We start from the raw sequence: 15,234 nt of genomic DNA, 5'->3' as shown, positions 1-15,234 counted from the left end.
CGCGGGTCTCGTCTCGGTGCGGCCCTCGATCGGACGCAATCATTCTTGAGGGGCGCCTGTATGGCCAGGGCACGGAGCGCTTCGAGATGGCGGTCCCGTACAAGCCGAAGTCACCCGATGTGAGCTTCACTGTGTACCGCCCGAAATTCATCATCGTGGACGGCGCCGAACCGGACTATTCGAAACTCGCGGACAGATTCTTTGCCGGGGTAGACAGCCATGCGGAAGGTGTCAAGGTTTGGAACGCGCACATGGATCAGGCGCAGTGACAGGGCGCGCGAAGGCTTGTCGGGAGTCCTGACTCCGAAGATCTCGCATGCGCCGCGCCATCGCGCGTGTGGACCAAGACTTCCGCCGCGGGATGAGCCGATGGTGGACGCATGTCGTCGCCGCAGTGGCGCCATACTCCTGCGGCGGTCAGCCTCCGAGGTCGCCTACCTTCACGGGCATCGAGAGTCTTGACCCCGAAGGCGCACATGCAATTCAGCCAGCTGGACCCTTGGTTCTCCGTTTCCATGATCACGGGGCCGCGGCACGCCCTGCTGCAGATCCGGATCGGGCGGGGAGAGCCAGTCCAGCCTGTCTGGGAACAGTTGCCTCCTGTCGGCAGCGATGCGCGTTGCTGCCTCGATCAGGCTGCGATCACGGCCCAGGTGCTGGCCGCCGTGGATGAGGCGAACTGTCGTCTTGTCTCCCGCTACACCGTCACGCATATCCGATGCGTCCAAGACGACAACGGGACCCCGGCGATGTATGGGCACATGGCGGCAGGGCTGATCGACCACGTTCACGGCACTGGCGTGCCGGTGTGAGCGATCAGCCTTCAAGGCTGACGTGCGTGTCCTCGAAGCCCGGTCCATCGAACGAACCGACCCGGACCCAGTGGCCCCAGAACATGTCCCCATCGCCGTACGACAGGCCGAGCGACCGGGCGCCCCGGACGTCGAGTGCCACGGGTTGGAGGGCGGCAGCGAACCCGGCCGCGTCGAGGAGCGGTTTCTCGAATGTCTCCGTGGTGCCGTCGGCTTGGTCCCTCGCGCCGAAGCGCCAGTCGCTGTTGTACGACCCCAGGAATTCGGCCGCGGCGAGTGCCCGGCATCGGGCATCGAGGTCCGCAAGGCTGGTGACGGCATGCGACGCCGATGCGAGCGTGGCCTCCAGCGTGTCTTCGCCGGGTTCGATGCGGAGTTCGATCGTCGCGCCATTCAGCGTGACGGAGCCTGCCAACTCGCCTGAGATTTGCGGGTCCGGTTCGAGCCGCCCGAGCACCGGATGGTCCACGGGATCCAGTCGAACGAATGGACGCTTCTTCCTGAACAGTCCGAACCCCATGAGTCCGCCCCCTTGCTGCCCGCGGTCGTCGGCCGCGGTGGGGAGGATCGTAGCCGCAGACCGATGCTTCGGAACGTGGTGCGCAAGACGCGAACGATCGTTCTAAATCTCAATGCCGAAAACAACTTGCGTGAACTTCCGCACGTGACGCTCCAAGGTGTAGCGAGATGTCATGCAGGTCACGAAGTGTCCGGTCTACCATACAAGTAATCTAATCACTGCCAAAGGCACACCCGTTGAAAGGCGGGGTCGCAAAGCTTCCGGTCTAACGGCAACGTCCACACGTTGCCCACGACAGCGGGGCCGCCAGAAACAAGGCTCGTCGCCCCACGGGGCGGCCGTGCCCTGCCGCCAGGCGGCCCCGATTTTTCGGGCGCTTCACGACCTCTCCCCTCGACAGTCTGCCCCCCGCAGTGACATCGCGCGCACTGGAGCGGTCGGGCCTGCGCGGATCGTGGATCGAGGGTGAATCTGCCCGGTCAACATGCCATGCGACCAAAACCGCACGGACATCAAGCCGGAACAGGTCGGGACTAACCCCTCTTTCCAAACGATCCGCGATTCCACCTCAAGCCGACACTGCCGGTCGCCGATATGTACGCGTACGGTTACGTGGAACGGAAACGAAGGGGAAACGATGGGGTACGAAGTCGCAAGCGGCATCCAGGCGGATCTGGCACTGATCCGCGCCAGCGCGCAGGGCCTGGCCGACAGCGTCGCGGTGGCCCCGGCCGCGGGTGAGTCCGCCTCGGCGGGCGGCTTCGCGAGCTCGATGCGCGATGCGGTCTACCGCGTCGACGCGCAGGACCGTGCCGCCGGCGAAAAGATGGCCGATGTCGATGCCGGCCGCAGCGACGACCTCGTGGGCGCGATGCTCGCGAGCCAGGAAGCCAGCCTCTCGTTCTCGATGCTGATGCAGGTCCGCAACAAGGTGATGGGTGCTGTGGAAGACCTCATCAAGCTCCCGCTGTAAGAACACGATGATCGCGTCCCTCAAGTCCGGCTTCGAGCGTTTCCGGGGCAACCCGTCGGCGCCGGCGATCCCGCCCGCGCTGCTGCGCAGCCTCGGCCCGCTCGTGGTGCTGGCCATCGGCATCACCGCGCTCGTGCTGATGTACCTGTGGCAGGACCAGGCCTCGTACAAGCCGGTGTTCGGCGCCCGCGAGAAGGTCGCGGCCAACGACATGATGGCGGTGCTCGACGCCGAGAAGATCGGCTACCGCCTGCACCCCGACACCGGCCAGGTGCTCGTGCCCGAGGCCCAGCTGGGCAAGGTGCGCATGCTGCTCGCGGCCAAGGGGGTCACCGCCAAGCTGCCCGCGGGCCTCGACCTGATGGACCGCAACGACCCGCTGGGTGTGAGCCAGTTCGTGCAGGACGTGCGTTTCCGCCGCGGCCTCGAAGGTGAACTCGCGCAGAGCATCATGACCCTCGACGCCGTCGACAGCGCCCGCGTGCACCTGTCGATCGCGAAGTCGTCGTCGTTCGTCGCGAGCGACGGCGAGAAGAGCTCGGCCTCCGTGGTGCTGGCGATGAAGCCGGGCCGCACGCTGAGCGCCGAACAGATCGCCGCGATGGTCAACCTCGTGGCGGGCAGCGTCGCGAGCCTGTCGCCGCAGCGCGTGAGCCTCGTCGACCAGGCGGGCAACCTGCTGTCGTCCCGCGTGGACCTGACCGAAGGCTTCGATGCGCAGGGCGGCAACGACGCCGCGCGCCGCTTCCAGGACGAAGCCCGCAAGAACGTGCACGACCTGCTGGCCCCGGTGCTCGGCGAGGACAACTTCAAGCTGAGCGTCACCGCCGCCGTCGACAACGACCGCGTGGAGGAGACGCACGAGAAGTACGGCGACGATCCGAAGGTCACGAACGAAGCCCTGCGCAACGAACAGGACCAGAACCGCATGGCCCTCGGGGTGCCGGGGTCGCTCAGCAACCGCCCGGTGGCCGTGGCTGCCGCGGGTGCCGCTTCGGGCGCCGAAGGCAGTGTGGGCCACAAGAACGCCACGTCGCGCCAGTACGCCTACGACCGCAGCATCACGCAGATCAAGCGCAGCCGCGGCCGCCTGCACAAGCTGAGCGTCGCCGTGGTGCTCAACACCGCCGCCGCGCCGAAGCCCGAGACGGGCTGGACGCCGGCCGAGATCGCCAACATCGACCGCCTGCTGCGCAACGGCCTGGGCGTGGACGCCGACCGCGGCGACAACCTCGTGGTCTCCGCGATGCCGTTCCCGTCGCGCCCCGTGGCCGGCCCGTGGTGGCAGGAGCGCGACAACATCATCGACATCGGCAGCAAGCTCGTCTACGTGGTGGGCGCGATCCTCGCGTTCCTGCTGGTCGTGCGCCCGCTGATGAAGCTGCTGACGAACCGGATGCTGCCGGTGGCCCCGGCCACGCTGGCCGTCGCCGATGCGCCGGCCCTGGCCGCCCCGGTGGACGCCGGCGCCTCGGCCATCGCCCTCCCGAACGCGGCCCAGCCGGTCGCCACGGGCTCCGCCGCGATGCCGGTGGTGCCGCTGCTCGAGAACTACGACCTGCCGCCGGCAGGTTCGCCGGTCGACGTGATGGTCGACCACCTCAAGGTCCTCGCGAGCAAGGAGCCCGAACGGGTCGCCGAGGTCGTGAAGCAATGGGTGCAGAAAAATGCCTGAAGCGACTTCCAAGTCCACCGACCTCGCCGTGGTGAGCGGCTCCGCGATGACCCCGGTCGAGCAGGCCGCCATCGTGCTGCTCAGCATGGGTGAGGAGCCGGCCGCGGCCGTGTTGCGCTGCCTCTCGCGCGAGGAGCTGCTGGAGGTGACGCAGGTGATGTCGCGCATGAGCGGCATCAAGGTCGAGGCGGTGAAGACCGCGATGCAGCGCTTCTTCGACGACTACCGCGAGCAGAGCGGCGTGCACGGCGCGTCGCGCGCGTACCTCAAGCGTTCGCTGGACCTCGCGCTCGGCGGCGACATCGCCGGCAGCGTGCTCAACAGCATCTACGGCGACGCCATCCGCCCGAAGATGGCCCGCCTGCAATGGGCTTCGCCGAAGTGGCTGGCCGAACACATCGCGCACGAACACGTGCGCATGCAGGCCGTCTTCCTCGCCTTCCTGCCGCCGGCGCTGGCCGGCAGCGTGATCGACGCGCTGCCCGCCGAGGGCCGTGACCTGGTGCTGCTCAACGTGGCCCGCCTGAACGAGATCGACCACGAGCTGCTGATGGAGCTCGAGGAACTGGTGGCCCGCTGCCTCGGCAGCCTCGGCAACCAGAGCGCCAACGTCGAGGGCATCCGCCAGGCCGCCGAGATCCTGAACCGCCTGCCGGGCGACCGCGAGCAGATCGTCGAGCTGCTGCGCGCGCACGATCCGAACGTCGTGTCCGAGATCGAGCTGCGCATGTACGACTTCTTCATCCTGTCGCGCCAGTCCGAAGCGGTGCTGCAGCGGATCATCGAGGCGGTGCCCATCGAGCAGTGGGCCCTTGCGCTCAAGGGCGCCGAGCCCGCGATCCGCAACGCCGTGCTGCAGTCGATGCCGCGCCGCCAGGCCCAGGGCTTCGAGGACACGATGCGCCGTTCGGGCCCCGTGCCCATCAGCCGCATCGAACAGGCCCGCGCCGAGATCATGGCCGAGGTCAAGGCCCTCGCCGATGCCGGCGAGATCGAGGTTCAGCTGTTCGCCGAGGCCACCGTCGAATGAAGACCTACCGCCCCCACCGTTTCCCGCCGCTGTCGGTCTCGACCGCCTCGTCGAGCGCGCTCGCGCCGATGCAGGCCTCCGTCGCCGACGGCTTCCAGCAGGGCATGGCGCAGGGGTATGCCGAGGGCCATGCCGCAGGCCTCACCGACGGCCGCAACCAGGGCCTGGGTGAGGGCCGCAGCGAAGGCCTGCGCCAGGGCGCCGACGAAGGCCGTCGCGCCGCGGAGCAGTCTTTCGAAAACGCGGCCCGCCCGGTGGACGCCGTGCTCGCCGAACTGAACCGCCTGCACGCCGAGTACCAGCTCGCGCAGCGCAAGGAGGTGGTGGACCTCGTGGCGCGTGTCGCGCGCCAGGTGATCCGCTGCGAACTGACGCTGCAGCCCACGCAGCTGCTGACCCTCGTCGACGAGGCGCTCGCGGCCATGCCGCCCACGCGCGAGCAGATCGAGGTGTTCCTGAACCCCGAGGACCTGCAGCGCATCCGCGACCTGGACCCGGAACGCGCCCAGCGCTGGTCGCTGCTGCCCGATGCCCGCCTGGAGACCGGCGAGTGCCACGTGCGCGCCGGCGACCACGAAGCCGATGCCGGCTGCCAGCAGCGCCTGGCCGCGTGCATGCAGCAGGTGGCGTCGCAGCTGGTGGACGGGCAGGGCTCGCACCTGCAGGTCGTGCCGCAACCGCTGCAGGAGGCCGCATGATCGGCGCCGCGCTCCGCCGCCTCGAACTCGGTGACGTGCCGGTCGCGACGCCGACGGGGCGCCTCGTCGGCGCGTCCGGCCTGCTGCTGGAGAGCGTCGGCTGCCAGCTGTCGACCGGCCAGCGCTGCCAGATCGAGACTGCCGCCGGCGGCTGGATCGACGCGCAGGTCGTGGGCTTCCGCGACAAGACGTCGTTCCTGATGCCGTTCAAGAGCCCCACGGGTCTCGCGGCCGGCGCACGGGTGCTGCCGATCTCGGACCGCGCGCCGCTGATGATCGGCACGTCGTGGCTCGGCCGGATGGTCAATGGGCTCGGCGAGCCCATCGACGATCGGGGCCGCCTGGGTGGCGACCACGTGCTGGAGCCCGTGCCGCCGAAGGTCAACCCGCTGAAGAAGCGCCGCGTGGAAGAACGCCTCGACGTGGGCGTGCGCGCCATCAACGGCATGCTGACGCTCGGCAAGGGCCAGCGCGTGGGTCTGATGGCCGGCAGCGGCGTGGGCAAGAGCGTGCTGCTCGGCCTGATCACCCGCCAGACCGTGGTCGACGTGGTGGTGGTGGGCCTGATCGGCGAACGCGGCCGCGAGGTGCGCGAGTTCGTCGAGCTGTCGCTCGGCGAGGCGGGCCTGCGCAAGGCCGTGGTGGTCGTGGCCCCGGCCGACGAATCGCCGCTGATGCGCCTGATGGCCACCGACCTGTGCCACGCCATCGCCGCCCACTTCCGCGACCAGGGCAAGGACGTGCTGCTGCTCGTGGACTCGCTCACCCGCTACGCGATGGCCCGCCGCGAGGTCGCGCTGGCCCTCGGCGAGCCGCCGGCCACCAAGGGCTATCCGCCGTCGGTGTTCTCGCTGCTGCCGCAGCTGGTCGAGAGCGCCGGCAACGGCGAGGGCGAGACCGGCAGCATGAGCGCCATCTACACCGTGCTCGCCGAAGGCGACGACCAGCAGGACCCGGTGGTCGACACCGCCCGCGCCATCCTCGACGGCCACATCGTGCTGACCCGCGAACTCGCCGAGCGCGGCCACTACCCGGCCATCGACATCGCCCAGTCCATCAGCCGCTGCATGGCCCAGGTGGTCGACAAGCCGCACCTGAACGCCGCCCGCGCGCTGAAGGAAATGGCCGCCCGCCACGCCCGCGTGCGCGACCTGATCCCGCTCGGCGCCTACGTGCCGGGCGCGGACCCGGTCACCGACCGCGCCGTCGAACTGTCGCCCCGCATGGACGCGTTCCTGCGCCAGGGCACCAACGAAGCCGCTCCCATGGACACCTGCGTGACCCACCTCGAGGACCTGATGGCATGAGCGGAGCCACCGACACCACCCGCAGCCTGTCGACGCTCGTGGACCTCCGCGGCCGCGAGGTCGACCGCCTCGCCGCCACGATGGCCGAAAAGCAGGCCGTGCGCGACCGCTACCAGAAGAACCTCGACCGCCTGGAGCGCCTGTGCGCCGGCAGCAGCGGCGACACGCGCCCGGGTGCGCTGTCGCCCATGCTGTCGATGAACCATGCAGGCTACAAGCAGACGGTGCTGGCGATGGTCGACACGCACCGCCAGGACCTGGCGCTGCACGAGGCCGACATGGCCGTGACCCAGCGCGCGCTGAACACCGCCTCGCTCAAGCGCGAGGTGCTGGGCCAGGTGCTGGACGAGCAGTCCGCACGGATCCGCCAGGCGCGGGACCGCCAGGACCAGAAGCGCCTGGACGACATGGCGACCCAGGTCTGGGCGCGGGGGCTGACCCGATGAACGGCCGCCAATTTCACATGGGGGCGATTCCGGTCGCCTTGAACGAGGAAACCCTCGTCTACCACCCACCGGGAGCACCCCATGGCCACCTCGTTTGACCCCGCATCCACCGCCACCGCGCTGGCGAACGCCTACGTCCAGGCCGCGCAGACGCAGCTGACGACGCAGACCCAGCGCTCCCAGGCCCAGGCCACGGGCCTGACCAAGCTGCAGTCGGCGCTCAAGGCGTTCGACACGGCCGTCGCCGGCCTGTCGAACAAGAAGACGATGGTCGCGAGCTCGGCCACGTTCAGCAGCACCGGCTTCGCCACGGCGACCACGACGACCAAGGCCACGCCCGGCACGTACCCGCTCTTCATCGAGCAGGTCGCCACCGCCAGCCAGGTCGTCTTCACCGACCTGCCGGCCGTGCCGGTGCCGGTGACCGGCACGCTGTCGATCAGCCAGGGCGGCATCGCCGCGTTCGACGTGGACTTCTCCACGGCCGACATCGACGGCAACGGCACGCTGTCGCAGGCCGAGATGGCCCGCGCGATCAACTCGGCCGCCGACAACAAGGGCAAGGTCACGGCCTCGGTGCTGACGACCGGCAACACCACCCAGCTCGTGCTGACCTCCGCCGCCACCGGCGAGGCCGGCGAGATCACGGTGAACGCCTCCACGATCAGCAACGCCGCGCTGAAGTCCAACCTCTCCGCCGGCACGACGCTCGTGCAGGGCAAGGACGCGATCCTGTGGCTCGGCGCCAAGGACACCGGCGTCAAGGTCAAGCAGGCCTCGAACACCTACACCGGCATCGAAGGCGTGTCGGTCACGCTCACGCAGGCCCAGGCCTCGGGCGGCTCGCCGATCAACCTGACGGTGGCGAACGACACGAGCGGCACCGCCAACAACGTGAAGACCTTCGTCGACGCGTTCAACACGCTCAAGACCGCGCTGGACGCGCTGACCACCGCCGGCAGCGTCAAGGACGGCACGGCCGCCGGCGTCTTCTCGTCGGACTCGAGCATCCGCTCGCTGCGCAACAAGCTCAACGACATCGTGCGCCAGGACTTCGGCGGCGTGAAGCTGACCGACTTCGGCGTGAGCTCCGACCGCGACGGCAAGCTGACCCTCGACAACACCAAACTCGAGAAGAAGCTCGCTGCATCGCCCGACGCCCTGGACACCGTGTTCGGCACCGCGACGCTGACCACCAGCTCCGGCCTGCTCGGCGCCACCGACAAGTACCTGGACGTCTGGCTCAACAGCCTGAACGGCCAGATCAAGCGCCGCCAGGACTCGGTGCAGTCCGCGCAGGCCGCCCAGACCACCCGCCAGACCCGCCTCGATGCCCAGTACGAGAGCGCCTACAACCGCTACCTCAAGCAGTTCACGGTGCTCCAGTCCATCCAGGCGCAGATGGAACAGACGACCAACATGTTCGATGCGATGAGCACGGGCAGCTGACCGAACGAGAGAGACCACCTTGGACTACGACGCCTACAGCAACTACCACGCCGTCAACCTCGAGGCCCAGACGGCCCGGGCGACCCCCGTGCAGCTCGTGCTGATCCTGATGGACGGCCTGCTGGAGGAACTCGCCCGCGCCCGCGGCCACATCGAGGCGGGGCGGTACGAGCTGAAGGCGGCGAGCCTCGACAAGTGCGTCGAGATCCTCAACGGTCTCTCGAGCTCGCTCGACGAGGAATCGGGCGGCGAGGTGGTCGCGAACCTCGGCCGCCTCTACGACTACTGCGCCCACCGGCTCTACACCGTCGGCCTGCAGCTCGACACCTCGATCCTCGACGAGGTGACGCGCCTGCTGACGACGCTGCGCTCCGGCTGGATCGGCGTTCAGGAACGCGCATGAACCGGCACCGCGCGATGACCCTGCTGAAGGACCGCCTGGACGACGCGTGCCTCGCGTCGGACTGGGAGGCCCTGGCCGCGGCCGACCGTGACATCGCCGCCGCGCTGCCCGTGTGGCAGGCGGCCGGCAATTGGTCGTCCCCGGAGCAGGTCGCCTTCGCGCGGCTTCGCCAGAGCCACCGCGCCGCGTTCGAGTTCTGCACGCGCAGCTCGGATGCGATGGCCGTGCGCCTCAACGACATGAACAACCACAAGGACGGCTGGCTCGCGTACGCGGCCAGCGGCACGTCGGAGGACCTCCTCGCATGAACATCGGTACCGCGGCCGGCCCGGCCCCGTCCCAACCCGGCGCGCTCGACGCGCTCCTGCCGCAGGCCGGAACGCCCGCTGGCGCGGAAGGCGTGTCGGCCTTCCTCGACATGCTGGGCCTGCTGAACGGCGCCGCCGTGCCGCAGGAGCAACTCGATGCCGCACCCGAAGAGGTCGACGCGGAGGAGGCCACCTCCGACGAGGCCCCGGCCATGCCGGCCATGGCCCCCGCGCCGAACCCGTTCGTGATGGCGATGCCGCTGCCCGTGGCGCCCGTGGACGCCGCTGCCGCCGAGCCGGCCGAGACCGACGGCGCCGCCGAATCGGCCCCGCTCGAGGGCGTGGCCCTCGATGCCCCGCGCCGCGCGCCGCTGCCGCAGGCTGCGCTGCCCGTGCCGGTCGCCGTCGACCCGGCCGTGCGCCCGGTGCGCGCCGAACCCGCCGCCCCGGCCGAGGAACCGGCGGCTGCCACCCCGGTGCGCGCGGCGGCGGTGGCCCCGGCCGAGCAGGGCAAGACCACCGAATTCCACCTCGACGACACCCGCGCGCCCGTGGCGGGTGCGGCGTCGCGCCCGCAGGCGGCCGACGACGGCCTGCCCGCCGTCAAGCTGTCGCCCACCACCCCGACCCAGTGGCGCCAGCCGCTCGCCGAGGCGCTCGGCGACCGCCTGCAGCTGAACCTGCAGCGCGGCAGCGACCAGGCGGTGATCCGACTCGAGCCGCCGCAGCTGGGCCGCATCGAGATCGCGATCCGCCATGAGGCGGGTGCGCTGCAGGTGCACCTGAGCGCGACCCACCACGAGGTGGTGCGCCAGCTGAACACGATCGGCGATTCGCTGCGCCAGGACCTGGGACAGCGCCAGTACGGCGACGTGTCGGTCGTGGTGAGCGATGCCGGGGCAATGGGGCGTGACGCCGATGGCCGTTCGCGCGGCCGCCAGCCCGAGCAGGACAACACAGACCCGAACCGGGCGCTGGCCGAGGCCGAGGTCGGCCTCGCCAAGGCCTTCCGCCTGGGTGACAACACGAGCGAGACGCGATGAAGAAGATGCCCCTGATCATTGCCGCGGTGGTGACCGGCGTGCTGCTGACCGCGGTCGGCGGAGCGGCCGCCTGGTACACGCTGCGCCCGAAGGTCGAGCCGACCCCCGAGATGCTGGCCGAGAAGGCCGCGGAAGAGGCGCGCAAGCACCCGCCGAAGTACGTGAGCCTCGAGAAGGTCATCGTGATGCTGCGCCGCGAGAACGGCGACACGGGCTCGCACTACATGGCGGTCGACCTCGTCTTCAAGACGAACGAGAAGGACGAGAAGGTCACCCGCGAGCACCTGCCGATGCTGCGCAGCGTCGCCGTGCGTTCGCTGTCGGCCCTGACGCCGGCGACCGCGGGCGGCATGTCGATCGACCAGTTCGCCGAAGAGGTGAACAAGGCCTACGCCGACAGTTATGAAGCCGAGAAGCGCGACAAGCCGTTCTCGGAAGTCATGATCGGCAAGCTCATCATCGAGTGACGGCATGGACCTGCACGCCGGTTACGCTGAAGTCCAGGACGTCGCCGCTCACGCGGGGCTGAGCCCTGCCGACGAGCAGCGGCACCTGCTCGCGTACGCGCCCCTGGTCAAGCGCATCGCCCGGCAGCTCAACTCGCAGGCCTCCGGCGCGATGGACCGCGACGACATGGAGCAGATCGGCCTGATGGGCCTGCTCGAGGCGCTTCGCCGCTACGGCGAACCCGACGCGCAGTTCGGCGGTTTTGCCGCGCTGCGGATCCGCGGCGCCATCCTCGACGAGCTGCGCCGCCAGGACTGGCGCCCGCGCGCCGTGCGCCAGGAAAGCCACCGCGTGCGCGACGCCGTGCGCGAACTCACGCGCCGCCTGGGCCGCGAGCCGTCCGAGGCGGAGATCCGCACGGCCCTCGGCCTGTCCGCCGACGCCTACCAGGAACACCTCCTGGCCGAGAACGCCGAAACCATCGCGAGCTTCGACGAACTCGTGAGCGACCTGGTGCAGATGCCCTCGCATGGCGCGAACCCGGAAGAACAGATGACGGTCCGCCGCTCGATCGAGCAGGGCCTGAAGGCGCTGGACGAACGCGAGCAGCGCGTGATCCAGCTCTATTACGAGCATGAGCTCAGCTACAAGGAAATCGCCGCGGTGCTCGGCCTGACCGACGCCCGCGTGTGTCAACTCAACAAGGGAGCGCTCAAGAAGATGAAGGCGCTGCTCGAAAAGAACTGAACCCCGGACGGACTGGAACCATGCAACTCTTCATCGGCATCGGCATCGTGCTGTCCTGCGTCTTCGGCGGGCTGCTGCTCATGGGCGGCAGCATCCGCCTGATCTGGGAACCCGTGGAACTGCTGATCATCGCGGGTGCCGGCTTCGGCGCGCTGATCATCGGCAACCCGCGCCACGTGCTGAGCGAGATGATCGTCCAGTTCCGCCAGATCATGAAGCGCAAGCTGCAGGGCTCGGAGTTCCAGCGCCAGTTGCTGCTGCTCATGTACGAGCTGCTGCAGACGGCCGCCGGCGGCCTGAAGGCGCTCGACGCCCACGTCGAGGCGCCGCACGAGAGCGAGCTGTTCCTGCGGTACCCGCTGGTGCTCGAGGAGCCGAAGCTGATCGCCTTCATCGTCGACAACTTCCGCCTGATGGCCATGGGCAAGATCAGCGCGCACGAACTCGAAGGTGTGCTGGAGCAGGAGATCGAGGCCATCTTCGAGGAACTGCAGCAGCCGGCCAAGTCGCTCCAGAAGATCGGCGAGGCGATGCCGGGCTTCGGCATCCTGGCTGCGGTGCTGGGCATCGTGATGACCATGAACACCGTGGGCGAGGGCGCCAGCTCCGCCGAGATCGCCGAGCGCGTAGGCGCCGCGATGGTGGGCACGTTCATCGGCATCTTCTTCTGCTACGGCGTGCTGGACCCCATCGCCAACGTGATGAAGCAGCTCGTGAAGCAGGAGCTGTCGACGTTCGAGAGCGTCAAGGTCGTGCTGGTCACGCACGTGGCGGGCAAGCCCGCGCTGCTCGCGATCGACGCGGGCCGCCGCCTCGTGCAGCTGAACATCAAGCCGAGCTTCGCGCAGCTCGAGTCGTGGATCAATTCGATGGGTGGTGGCGACGACGCCGGGGCGGACGCCGACACCCCGCGCCGCAGGGCCGGAGACCAGCGTGCTCAACAAGCCTGACAAAGCCAAGGGCAAGCGCGACGACGCGCACCACGAGCAGATCGTGAAACGTGGCGGCAAGCGCCACGAGCACGACGAGCACGGTGGTGCGTGGAAGGTCGCGTTCGCGGACTTCTGCCTGGCACTGATGTGCCTGTTCCTCGTGCTGTGGCTGATGGCCGCGCGCCAGCAGGAACTCATTCAGGAAGTCATGCGCGCCCCGGGTGGCAGCCTGATGGACGAAGGGCAGGGCGTGATGCCCGAGACGATGGGCGGCCCCCGCGGCAGCCTGATCGCCCGGGAGCCGATGCCGCGCCAGACCGGCTCGGCCAAGCCCGGCAACAACGACGTCGACGTGCCGGACCCGACCGACAAGCAGCACGTGGACCGCACGCGGTACGAGAGCCCGAGCGACCTGCAGGCGCTGTCGCGCGTGCTCGCGCGCATGAGCGAGGAAGCCGGTCTCGCGAACAACATGCAGGCCGTCGTGACCCCGTACGGCCTGCGCGTGATGCTGCACGACACCGAAGGGCAGGGCATGTTCGCCCGTGGCAGCGCGATGCTGAGCGAGCGCTTCCGCAAGCTGCTGCGCAACCTCGGGCCGCTGTTCGCGCAGATGGAGAACCAGATGCTGATCGTCGGCCACACCGATTCGCTCCAGTACGCGGACCGCAGCCACTCGGCCTTCTCGAACTGGACGCTGTCGAGCAACCGCGCGATGGCCGCCCGCACGCAGCTGCAGGAAGGCGGCATGCCCGCCCGCAGCATCCTGCAGGTGGTGGGCATGGCCGACCGCGCGCCGCTCGACACCCGCGACGCGGCCGCCGGCATCAACCGCCGCATCGAACTGCTCATCCTGACCAGCCAGCAGGCCGGCCTCGTCTCCTCGATGTTCGGCATGCCGACCGACCAGGTGGCCCTCGCCGACGGCGTGACGGTGACGTCCCCCGACACCGACGCGCTCCGGGCCCTGCGCTCGCAGCTGACCGACACGAAAGGGCGCGCGCCGGTCACGCAGTGACCCGCGAGTGCATCCCCCATGCAAACCAGACCCAGAGGCTCTCGCATGAGAATTTCAGGCTCCCCCCTCCAGCCCCAGGGCGTCGCCGCCCCGGCCGTGGCCGACACGTCGGTCGCCGAGACCGCCCCGGTCGCCGCGAAGCCGTCCGCCGCCGCGCTGCAGAGCAGCACGCTGCAGCCGGCGCTCGCCGCGATGCGCGACATGCCCGAGATCGACGAGGCCAAGGTCGCCGCGCTGCGCGATGCACTGGCCAAGGGCGAGCTGCCGTTCAACCCGGCCCGCCTCGCCGGCCTGATCGAGCGCTTCCACGGAGGTTCGCGATGAGCCACGGCCCGGCGCTGACCCGGCTGATGCAGGGGGTCGGTGCGGACATCCAGCGCTACCGCGAGCTGGTGCGCCTGCTGGAGTCGCAGTTCAAGGCGGCCCTGCAGCACGACGCGGTGGAGCTGTCCGAACTCGCCAACGGCGTGACCGAACTGGTCGTCACGCTCGACGCCAGCCGGCGCGAGCGGAACACGCTGGTGCGCGGGATGCTGGGCGACGGCGTGCCGATGACCGGCGTGTTCAAGCTGCTCGACGGTGCGCGCCGCGAGGCGCTCGAATCGGGCTGGCACGCGCTCGAGGACCTGGTGCGCGAAAGCAAGCGCCTGAACGCGCGCAACTGCCAGCTGATGATGGACCAGCACAGCCTGATGCAGCGCGTGATGCACGGCGAGGCCACGACCTATGATCCGGCCTGACCTCGCGATCCGCCCCACGGCCCCCACCGCGGCCACGACACCCCTGGCCGCGGCCGGTGGCGGCCGCGGCTTCGGCGCGCTGTACGGTGACGTGCGCGGCGAGGTCGAGGACTTCATCGCGAACGGCTCCGGCCCGTCGATGCCCGCCGCCCCGATGCTGACCCTCGAAGGCCAGCGCGTGCGCGACGCGGTCACGGCCGCCGCGTCGCCGTCCTTCAGCGGCGACCAGGCCGCCTTCGTGGCCGGCGTGACACCCGCCGCCGAGGAAGCCGCCCGCCAGCTCGGCGTGGCCCCCGAGCTGGTGGTGGCCCACGCCGCGCTGGAGTCGGGCTGGGGCCGCAAGCCGCTGCTGCAGGCCGACGGCTCCACCACGCACAACGTGTTCGGCATCAAGGCCACCGGTGGCTGGACCGGCGACGTGGCCGCCGCCCGCACCACCGAGGTGGAAGACGGCGTGGCCGTGCCCCGCACCGAACGGTTCCGCAGCTACCCGGACGCGACGGCCGCCTTCCGCGACTACGCCCAGGTGCTGCTCGACAACCCGCGCTACCGCGGCGCCCTCAACACCGGCAGCGATGCCCGCGCGTTCGCCGAGGGGCTGGCCCGCGGCGGCTACGCCACCGACCCGGCCTATGCGGACAAACTGACCGGCGTGGCCCGGTCCGTGATGGGGGGCAAGCGATGAA

20 protein-coding genes and 1 riboswitch are annotated in these 15,234 nt (G+C 69.7%); of the genes, 19 read left to right on the top strand and 1 reads right to left on the bottom strand.

All coding sequences use genetic code 11. From position 1 onward, the window contains the following. Positions 1-86 precede the first annotated feature (86 nt). Together A4W93_RS16090 and A4W93_RS16085 are read left to right on the top strand one after the other, a co-directional pair. A complete protein-coding gene (locus A4W93_RS16090; RefSeq protein ID WP_085751575.1) occupies positions 87-269 on the top strand; it encodes a hypothetical protein in 183 nt (60 codons plus the stop codon). A gap of 207 nt (positions 270-476) precedes the next feature. Further along, on the top strand, positions 477-812 hold the full coding sequence (locus A4W93_RS16085) for a hypothetical protein (RefSeq protein ID WP_085751574.1): 336 nt from the start codon (positions 477-479) through the stop codon (positions 810-812). A 4-nt stretch (positions 813-816) separates the two neighbouring features. Here A4W93_RS16085 and A4W93_RS16080 read toward each other — a convergent pair whose 3' ends face one another. Then, positions 817-1,281 carry a DUF2262 domain-containing protein gene (locus tag A4W93_RS16080; protein WP_157782172.1) on the bottom strand — a complete coding sequence of 155 codons (465 nt, stop codon included), beginning with the start codon at positions 1,279-1,281 and terminating at the stop codon, positions 817-819. Between the two features lie 267 nt (positions 1,282-1,548). After that, a riboswitch (cyclic di-GMP riboswitch) is annotated at positions 1,549-1,643 on the top strand. Positions 1,644-1,969: 326 nt separating this feature from the next. On the opposite strand from A4W93_RS16080, the gene A4W93_RS16075 reads away from it, so the two are divergent. The 17 genes from A4W93_RS16075 to A4W93_RS15995 all read left to right on the top strand — a co-directional run bounded on the left by A4W93_RS16075 (position 1,970) and on the right by A4W93_RS15995 (position 15,233). Then, a complete protein-coding gene (locus A4W93_RS16075; RefSeq protein WP_085751572.1) occupies positions 1,970-2,305 on the top strand; it encodes a flagellar hook-basal body complex protein FliE in 336 nt (111 codons plus the stop codon). Positions 2,306-2,312: 7 nt separating this feature from the next. Beyond that, on the top strand, positions 2,313-3,980 hold the full coding sequence (gene fliF, locus A4W93_RS16070) for a flagellar basal-body MS-ring/collar protein FliF (RefSeq protein ID WP_085751571.1): 1,668 nt from the start codon (positions 2,313-2,315) through the stop codon (positions 3,978-3,980). Beyond that, positions 3,973-5,010: a flagellar motor switch protein FliG gene (locus A4W93_RS16065; protein WP_085751570.1), complete on the top strand. Its 1,038-nt coding sequence runs from the start codon at positions 3,973-3,975 to the stop codon at positions 5,008-5,010. Before fliF ends, A4W93_RS16065 begins: the two co-directional genes overlap by 8 nt. Next, entirely contained in the window at positions 5,007-5,708 is a 702-nt protein-coding gene (fliH, locus tag A4W93_RS16060; protein WP_085751569.1) for a flagellar assembly protein FliH, read from the top strand. Before A4W93_RS16065 ends, fliH begins: the two co-directional genes overlap by 4 nt. Further along, positions 5,705-7,015, top strand: coding sequence for a flagellar protein export ATPase FliI (gene fliI, locus A4W93_RS16055; protein WP_085751568.1), 1,311 nt, complete (start codon positions 5,705-5,707; stop codon positions 7,013-7,015). Before fliH ends, fliI begins: the two co-directional genes overlap by 4 nt. Then, positions 7,012-7,461: a flagellar export protein FliJ gene (gene fliJ / locus A4W93_RS16050; RefSeq protein ID WP_085751567.1), complete on the top strand. Its 450-nt coding sequence runs from the start codon at positions 7,012-7,014 to the stop codon at positions 7,459-7,461. The genes fliI and fliJ overlap by 4 nt, the downstream gene beginning before the upstream one ends. Positions 7,462-7,542: 81 nt before the next feature. Beyond that, positions 7,543-8,910, top strand: coding sequence for a flagellar filament capping protein FliD (fliD, locus tag A4W93_RS16045; protein WP_085751566.1), 1,368 nt, complete (start codon positions 7,543-7,545; stop codon positions 8,908-8,910). Between the two features lie 19 nt (positions 8,911-8,929). Next, entirely contained in the window at positions 8,930-9,313 is a 384-nt protein-coding gene (fliS, locus tag A4W93_RS16040) for a flagellar export chaperone FliS (RefSeq protein ID WP_085751565.1), read from the top strand. Continuing rightward, positions 9,310-9,621, top strand: a complete 312-nt coding sequence (locus tag A4W93_RS16035) for a hypothetical protein (protein ID WP_085751564.1) — start codon at positions 9,310-9,312, stop codon at positions 9,619-9,621. Before fliS ends, A4W93_RS16035 begins: the two co-directional genes overlap by 4 nt. Then, the gene (locus tag A4W93_RS30280) at positions 9,618-10,664 is read left to right on the top strand and encodes a flagellar hook-length control protein FliK (protein ID WP_085751563.1); all 1,047 of its coding nucleotides are present in this window, start codon (positions 9,618-9,620) and stop codon (positions 10,662-10,664) included. The genes A4W93_RS16035 and A4W93_RS30280 overlap by 4 nt, the downstream gene beginning before the upstream one ends. Then, the gene (locus A4W93_RS16025; RefSeq protein WP_085751562.1) at positions 10,661-11,131 is read left to right on the top strand and encodes a flagellar basal body-associated FliL family protein; all 471 of its coding nucleotides are present in this window, start codon (positions 10,661-10,663) and stop codon (positions 11,129-11,131) included. Before A4W93_RS30280 ends, A4W93_RS16025 begins: the two co-directional genes overlap by 4 nt. Before the next feature lie 4 nt (positions 11,132-11,135). Next, positions 11,136-11,858: an RNA polymerase sigma factor FliA gene (locus tag A4W93_RS16020; RefSeq protein ID WP_085751561.1), complete on the top strand. Its 723-nt coding sequence runs from the start codon at positions 11,136-11,138 to the stop codon at positions 11,856-11,858. Positions 11,859-11,878: 20 nt separating this feature from the next. Next, a complete protein-coding gene (gene motA, locus A4W93_RS16015; protein WP_085751560.1) occupies positions 11,879-12,808 on the top strand; it encodes a flagellar motor stator protein MotA in 930 nt (309 codons plus the stop codon). After that, positions 12,792-13,808, top strand: a complete 1,017-nt coding sequence (locus A4W93_RS16010; RefSeq protein WP_085751559.1) for a flagellar motor protein MotB — start codon at positions 12,792-12,794, stop codon at positions 13,806-13,808. Before motA ends, A4W93_RS16010 begins: the two co-directional genes overlap by 17 nt. A gap of 45 nt (positions 13,809-13,853) precedes the next feature. Then, entirely contained in the window at positions 13,854-14,132 is a 279-nt protein-coding gene (flgM, locus tag A4W93_RS16005; protein WP_085751558.1) for a flagellar biosynthesis anti-sigma factor FlgM, read from the top strand. Then, positions 14,129-14,548 (top strand): flagellar protein FlgN, encoded by a 420-nt coding sequence (locus A4W93_RS16000; RefSeq protein ID WP_085751557.1) that lies wholly within the window; start codon positions 14,129-14,131, stop codon positions 14,546-14,548. The genes flgM and A4W93_RS16000 overlap by 4 nt, the downstream gene beginning before the upstream one ends. Beyond that, entirely contained in the window at positions 14,535-15,233 is a 699-nt protein-coding gene (locus A4W93_RS15995; protein ID WP_085751556.1) for a glycoside hydrolase family 73 protein, read from the top strand. The genes A4W93_RS16000 and A4W93_RS15995 overlap by 14 nt, the downstream gene beginning before the upstream one ends. Position 15,234: the final 1 nt, after the last annotated feature.

The sequence above is a fragment of the Piscinibacter gummiphilus genome, from assembly GCF_002116905.1.
Classification (GTDB): domain Bacteria; phylum Pseudomonadota; class Gammaproteobacteria; order Burkholderiales; family Burkholderiaceae_C; genus Rhizobacter; species Rhizobacter gummiphilus.
The sequence above is the reverse complement of the archived record's forward strand: the minus strand, read 5'-3'. Positions and strand labels throughout refer to the sequence as shown.